The 6,443-nt window shown below is 74.5% G+C and carries 6 protein-coding genes and 1 pseudogene; 5 read left to right on the top strand and 2 right to left on the bottom strand.

What is annotated here, in order from left to right:
* Positions 1 to 475 (bottom strand): phospholipase (locus tag HYE82_RS32845; protein ID WP_179177863.1); only part of this gene is annotated, 475 nt, incomplete at its 3' end.
* A gap of 258 nt (positions 476 to 733) precedes the next feature.
* Here HYE82_RS32845 and HYE82_RS32840 point away from each other — a divergent pair.
* Positions 734 to 1,303, top strand: a complete 570-nt coding sequence (locus tag HYE82_RS32840; protein WP_179177862.1) for a hypothetical protein — start codon at positions 734 to 736, stop codon at positions 1,301 to 1,303.
* Here the strand turns inward: HYE82_RS32840 and HYE82_RS32835 are convergent.
* Positions 1,300 to 2,067 (bottom strand): annotated as a pseudogene (locus tag HYE82_RS32835) (alpha/beta fold hydrolase). The gene HYE82_RS32840 and the pseudogene HYE82_RS32835 sit on opposite strands and share 4 nt — an antisense overlap.
* A gap of 71 nt (positions 2,068 to 2,138) precedes the next feature.
* On the opposite strand from HYE82_RS32835, the gene HYE82_RS32830 reads away from it, so the two are divergent.
* From HYE82_RS32830 to HYE82_RS32815, 4 genes are all read left to right on the top strand, one after another.
* Positions 2,139 to 2,843: a 4'-phosphopantetheinyl transferase superfamily protein gene (locus HYE82_RS32830; RefSeq protein WP_309144527.1), complete on the top strand. Its 705-nt coding sequence runs from the start codon at positions 2,139 to 2,141 to the stop codon at positions 2,841 to 2,843.
* A 233-nt stretch (positions 2,844 to 3,076) separates the two neighbouring features.
* Complete coding sequence (locus tag HYE82_RS32825) at positions 3,077 to 3,490, top strand: GNAT family N-acetyltransferase (protein WP_179177861.1); 414 nt, start codon at positions 3,077 to 3,079, stop codon at positions 3,488 to 3,490.
* A gap of 78 nt (positions 3,491 to 3,568) precedes the next feature.
* Complete coding sequence (locus tag HYE82_RS32820) at positions 3,569 to 4,753, top strand: S8 family peptidase (protein ID WP_218783326.1); 1,185 nt, start codon at positions 3,569 to 3,571, stop codon at positions 4,751 to 4,753.
* A 228-nt stretch (positions 4,754 to 4,981) separates the two neighbouring features.
* On the top strand, positions 4,982 to 6,274 hold the full coding sequence (locus tag HYE82_RS32815) for a hypothetical protein (protein WP_179177860.1): 1,293 nt from the start codon (positions 4,982 to 4,984) through the stop codon (positions 6,272 to 6,274).
* Positions 6,275 to 6,443 lie beyond the last annotated feature (169 nt).

The following is a 6,443-nucleotide window of genomic DNA, read 5'->3' as shown; positions in this document are numbered from 1 at the left end:
CGGCGGGGACGTCCCGGGGAGAGACGCCGAAGGCCTTGACGGCCTGGTAGTAGGTCCAGGCGGTGCCGTCGCAGGAGGTCTTCTTGGCGCCCGAGTACGCCGCGCACACCCGCTTCAGGTCCGCGTGGAAGGCCTCGTCGATGCGGGACTTGTTGGCCGGGAAGGCACCTGCCGCCTTGTAGTTGCGGTAGCCGAAGTCGTGGCGGGCGCAGGCCGTCCGGAAGGGGAAGCCGAAGGGGTTGTCGGGCGAGGAGGAGCAGTGGTCCGTCGACCAGTCGAAACCGTACGCGGCCCAGCGGCCCTGGTTCGCGCGCGCCGCGGCCCAGGCGTTGTGGCTGGTGGCGCTGGTCTGGGTCCAACTGCTCAGCACCTGCGGCTTGTCGGCCGGCGCGGCGGACGCGGGTGCCGCGAAGACGAGGACGCCGGCCGTGGCCGCGGCCGTGGAGGCGAGGACGGGAGCGAGACGGCGGCGCATGGATTCCTCCAGGACGGGAGTCGGGGGAAACCGCCTCGGGCAACTCCCCGCAGCGGCGACGGGATCCAGGGTCGGAGCGGGCCATATCACCGGTCCCCACGAGGCCTATAACGGGGCGCGCCGCCACGGGTGTCGGGCGGTCCCGGTGCGGTAGCCGGACCAGTCCTCAGGTACGACCCGACATCAGACCTCAGACAGAGCCGAGGTTCGTCCTGCGGAGGGACGCGCGCCTCGGGCATCCTGCCGACACTGGGTCATATGAAGCGCCGTCCCCTCGCCATCGCCGCCGCCACCGCGGGAGTCCTCGCCACGGCCGCCTTCGCGCTGCCGCACCTCCCGCCCAACCCCGTGACCGAGTCGATCAACGACCAGGTGTTCCAGGAGAAGAGCAGGCGGTACGCGACCGCTGCCGACGCCCGCACCCGCAACGTGCCCGCACCCGCGCCCGCGCCCGCCGGGCGCGCGCATGCCGCCCCGGCGTCCGGGTCGGCTGCGGCGCTGCCGTCGTGGGTGCCCAAGGACGCCACGGACATACGCATACGCGCGCGCCGCACCGGCGAGGCCCGCCTGATCCGCTTCACGCTGGGGGCGACCCCGCTGAACGGGCCCCAGTGCACCACCGGCGTGCCGAAGCGGCTGCACGGGCGGGTGCTGGACGCCCGGTGGTGGCCGCGCGGCACCCGGGCCGAGGAGCGGCCGGAGTGCCGGGACGTGCACCAGTACCAGGTGGCGGTGCGAGGCAAGCGCGTCTACGCGTGGACCGACGGGACCCTTTCGCCCGGGGCGAAGGCGCCCGCCCCGGCCGCCGTCGGCGCGGCGGCCCGCTAGCGCGTCAGGGCGTCGGCGGTGGCGCGGGCGAAGCCTTCCGGGTTGTCGAGCATGATGTTGTGCCCGCAGTCCGGGACGGGGACCACGGCGATGCCGGCGGCCTCCAGGGCTTCGGTCCCGGCGAGGGGGCCGTCGGCCTCGGGCAGCAGGTAGGTACGCGGGACCTTCAGCTGCAGCAGGAGTTCCCGCATGGTCGGGGTCGTGCCGGCCGCGAGGTGGACGGCGGAGCGGTGCAGGGCGGTGCGGCCGGCCAGCCGCATCGTCGACCATCAGTGGGCCCCCGCCCGGTCGCGTACCTCGGCCCAGCCACCGGCCAGGAACTCCTCCTCGGTGTAGGAGGCGATGCCGCTGCTGCCGTTGGTCCGGGGCACGACCGGCACGGGGTCCAGATTGGCGTCGACGAGCACCAGCCGGGAGACCATCCGGGGGTGCCGGTGGGCCAGCACGATGGCGACGGCCCCGCCCATGCTGTGCGCGATCAGCTCGGCGTCGGCGACCCCGGCCGCGTCGAGGGCGGCGGCGAGGGCGTCGGCGTGTGCTTCGAGGGTGTACGGGAAGTGCTCGGGGCGGTCGCTGTGCCCGTGCCCGAGCAGGTCGACCAGCAGGGACCGCCGGCCGGCCAGCAGCGGGTGGACGGCGCTCGCCGTGAAGTAGGCGGGCGAGGTCGCCCCGAGCCCGTGCACGTACACCCGGGCGGGCTCCGCGCCGGGCAGCTCGACCCAGCGGATCCGGTCATCTTCCGGTGTGACGGCGGCACTTCGCACCCTGCGCTCCCTGGATCGGCGGAAGGGACGACCCTAACCGGGGCGGGGCGGGCCTCGTCTACCCTCACCGGGTGAGTACCCACATGAACCGGCTCGGCGAGGACGTGCCGCGTACCGGCGAGCCGCCTGCGGGAACGGCCGTGGCGGTATGGTCCCTCGACACCACCCTCGGGGTGGTCGGCGGGCACCGGGTCGAGGAGTCGCTTGACCTCCTGGACGCGGGGGAACGGGACCGCAGCGCCCGGTTCGCGCGGCCCGGCGACCGCCGCCGGTACCTCGCCTCGCACGTGGGGCTGCGGCTGCTGCTCGGCGGCTACCTGGGGCTGGCCCCGGACAAGGTGACCCTGGTCCGGGAGGAGTGCCCGTGCTGCGGCGCCCCGCACGGGCGGCCGGCGGTAGCCGGCGGCGGCCTGCACTTCTCGCTCTCGCACAGCGACGACCTGGCCTACCTGGCCTTCGCGGCGGTACCCGTCGGCGTCGACGTCGAGCGGTACCCGAGCGCCGGGGCGGTGGCCGACATCCTGGGCGCCCTGCACCCGGCGGAGACCGCGGAGCTGACCGCCGCGCCCGAGGCGGACCGGCGGATGCTCCTGGCCCGCCTGTGGGCCCGCAAGGAGGCCTGCCTCAAAGGTACGGGTACCGGGCTGGCCCCCGGGGTGGCCGAGCCGTACGTGGGCAGCGGCCCCGACCCGGCGGAAGTCGCGGGCTGGCACCTGGCGGACCTTCCCGCCCCGGACGGGTACGCGGCAGCCGTCGCCGCCCGCACGCCCGCCTGACAGGCCCCTGAACCCGCGGGGACCGCGCCCGGCCGTGGAGCGGGAGCCACGCCCGGCCTGTACGGGCGGGAGCCACGCCCGGCCTGTACGGGCGGGAGCCACGCCCGGCCTGTACGGGCAAAGGGGGCCGACGCCGCCGCGGCCAGTCGTCGCGTGCGGGCTCGGCAGGTGCCCGCCACGCCGCGGCGGCGTCAACGGCCCCGTTCCCCACGGCGGCCGTTATCGTGACCGCCATGGACATCCGCCCCGCGCGTACCGTCGCCGAACTCCAGGCCGCGGAGGGCCTCTTCGACGGCCCCGTCCGCCTGGACTGGTCCGAGCGCTTCCTCTCCTCGCCGGAACACCTGATGCTGATCGCGTACGTCGACGACGTGCCCGCCGGCATGGTCACCGGGGTCGAGATGAGCCATCCTGACAAGGGCACCGAGATGTGCCTGTACGAGCTGTCCGTCGACGAGGGCTATCGCCGGCGCGGCATCGGCCGGGCCCTGACCGAGGCGCTCGCCGACGAGGCCAAGGCGCGCGGCTGCTACGGCATGTGGGTGGGCGTCGACAGCGGCAACGAGGCCGCCCTGGCCACCTACTCCGCCGCCGGGGGCCGCGACGAGGGCGTCTTCGCCATGCGCGGCTGGCCGCTGTCGGGCTGACTCCTCCCGGCGGCGTGTCGTGCCGCCAGTCAGCGCACCCTCCGCGCGCCGACACCCCGCCTGGCCGAGCATCGGCGCATGACCGCATTCACCGCCCTGCTCCCGGCCGCCGCCCTGCTGGCGGCGTCCACCGTCCTGCCCCCGCACCCCGCGGCCGCCTCCGCCCGCCCGGGAGACGCCACCGCCGCCTACGTCGTGGTCCTCAGGGACAGCACCCCCCGCGCCCCCGCCGCCCGGGCCCTGGCCGCCGAGGCCGCGGACGCCGGCGACGAGGTCGGGGCCGTGTACGACACCGCGCTCAGCGGTTTCTCGGTGCGCACCACCGCCGCGCGGGCCGCCGCCCTGGCGGCCGACCCGCGGGTGGCCTCGGTGGAGCCGGACGCCGAGTTCCGGATCAGCGGGACGCAGAGCCCGGCGCCCTGGCCGCTGGACCGGCTCGACCAGCCGGACCTGCCGATGGACCGCTCGTACACGTACCGGGGCACGGGCCGGGGCGTCACCGCGTACGTCGTGGACAGCGGGATCAACACGCTCCACGAGGAGTTCGGGGGCCGGGCCCGCACCGGCTACAACGGGGTCTTCCTGGAGGGCCCGGCCGACTGCAACGGCCATGGCACGCATGTCGCGGGAACGCTGGGCGGGTCGGTGTACGGGGTGGCGAAGGAGGTGTCCCTGGTCGCGGTGAAGGTCGCCGACTGCCGCGGATCGGCGACCCTTTCGTCCATGCTCGGCGGTCTGGAGTGGGTGCTGAAGGACGCCGCGAAGGCCCCGGCGACCCCCGCCGTCGCCAACATGAGCATGGGCGGAACCCGCAGCTACGCCCTCGATGCGGCCGTCGCCCGGGCGGTGTCCGCCGGGATCACCTTCACCGCGGCCGCCGGGAACTCCGCCGCGAACGCCTGCGCCGGCTCCCCCTCGGGTGCACCGGCCGCCCTGACCGTGGGGGCGACGGACTCCGCCGACCGCTGGGCCTCGTTCTCCGCCTACGGCTCCTGCGTGGACCTGTCCGCGCCCGGCGTGTCCGTGGTCTCCGCCTGGAAGGGCTCCACCACCGCGCTCGCCCGCGTCTCCGGTACCTCCATGGCCGCCCCGCTCGTGGCCGGCGTCGCCGCGCTGCTCCTGGCGGAAGGGCTCGCGGGCGGCACGGTGAGGACCCCGGCCGCGGTGTCCGACGCGCTGCTGCGAGGGGCGGTGCGCGGCCGGATCACGGGGGCCCCGGTCGGCACCTCCGACCGGCTGCTCCAGGTCCCGGCGGCCGGGTGAGCCGACGCGGACGACACTGCAGCACCGAAACACGGCAACAGGCCAGCACGGCAGCACGGCAGCACGGCACCGAACCTGATGAGACATCAATTTCTGTCTGTTTCGGGCGAAAGCAAGTCATTGACTTCTGATGACCGCGACGCGTCAATGTCGGCCACCGCACCGGCTCGGCCTCCTCCCCACAGCGGGTGGGGGGAGGGGTTCGTCTGACGAAGGAGTCGCGACCCAGTGAGTACAACGTTCCGACGAAGAGTGCTGGCCGGGGTGGGCGCTCTGTCCCTGGCGCTGACGGGCGGCGTGGCGGGTCTGACCGGCACGGCGCAGGCGGCGACCACGACCACCCCCGTTTTCGAGAACTGCGACGCCCCGGCGCCGCAGCCGGACGGCTCGGGCACCCAGAACTACACGGTCACCCTGCCCGACACCGCCAAGGCCGGCGAGGTCGTGCCGATCACCATCGACCCCGGTGCGAGCCCGCTGATCCCGGGCTTCTCCGTGACGACGGTGAACACGACCAAGATCACGCTGAAGGTCGGGGCGACCGCGCAGGTGGTCACCAGTCCGCCCGAGACCGTCAGTGTCGTGGCCGGCACCCCGCTCGACCCGAAGCCGTTCTCCGGCACCATCCGGATCCCCGACGGCACCGAGGGCGCCTCGGTCGACGTCAGGCTCGACCTGGCCGTCACGGACGCGGACCTGAGCGGCTCGGTCTTCACCACGACCTGCACCCCGGCTCCCCGGCCGAGCGCCGTCCTCGGCTCGGTCGCCGTCGAGGCCCTGCCCAAGGACCCGGTCACCACCAGGCTGACGCCGAACAGCGGCAAGGCCGGCACCGCGGTCGTCGTGAACGGCGCCAACTTCCCGGCCGGCCCGGTCACCTGCTCCGCGCTGCTGGAGGGCGCGGCGACCGGTGACACCGGCACCGGTGCGGCAGACGCGTCCGGCGCGGCGACCTGCACCGTCACCGTCACCAAGAAGGCCGACTCCCTCCGGATCGACGGCTCGGTCGCGCCGTACAAGTCCTTCGTGTTCCTGGAGGAGCAGGCGGGAGTGAAGAACCCGATCGACATCGAGGTCCTGCCCGGGGCGCTCGCGCTCGGCCCCAAGGACGGGCAGCCGGCCGTCTCCTTCCCCTCCGTCACCATCAACGGCAAGTCGCAGTCGGTGGTCGGCGTCTTCAACGCCGCCACCGTCCAGGACTTCCGTGGCGGCACGCTCGGCTGGGACGTGACGGCGACCCGTACGCCGTTCCTGAACCAGACGACCGGCCATTCGATGGCGAAGGCGCAGCTCGGCATCCAGCCGTCCTGCACCGTGACGAACCCGGACAGCCCGAGCACGTGCACCGCGGGCGCACCGGGCGCGATCACCGACACGCCGATGAAGGTGGCCTCTCAGGCGGCCGGCGGGGACGAGCTGACCGGCGGTGAGTTCGCCGTCGGCGGCGCCGGGATGATCCAGCTCCCGCCGTTCGTGTTCGCCGACACCTACCGGACGGTCGTCACCTTCTCGATCGCCTGACCCGGCAGGGCCGGCAGGCAGGCAGACAGACAGACAGGACCGGCCGGCCCCGGGCCCCGGGGTGGTACGGCGCGCGTCCGGGCCGCACCACCCCTCACATCTCGTATCCGACGCCGACACCGCCGCCGACGGGAGAGCCATGCGCCGCCGCACCCGCACGACCCCGCCC

Origin of the sequence: Streptomyces sp. BR123, assembly GCF_013401435.1 — a bacterium.
Taxonomy (GTDB): domain Bacteria; phylum Actinomycetota; class Actinomycetes; order Streptomycetales; family Streptomycetaceae; genus Streptomyces.
The sequence above is the reverse complement of the archived record's forward strand: the minus strand, read 5'-3'. Positions and strand labels throughout refer to the sequence as shown.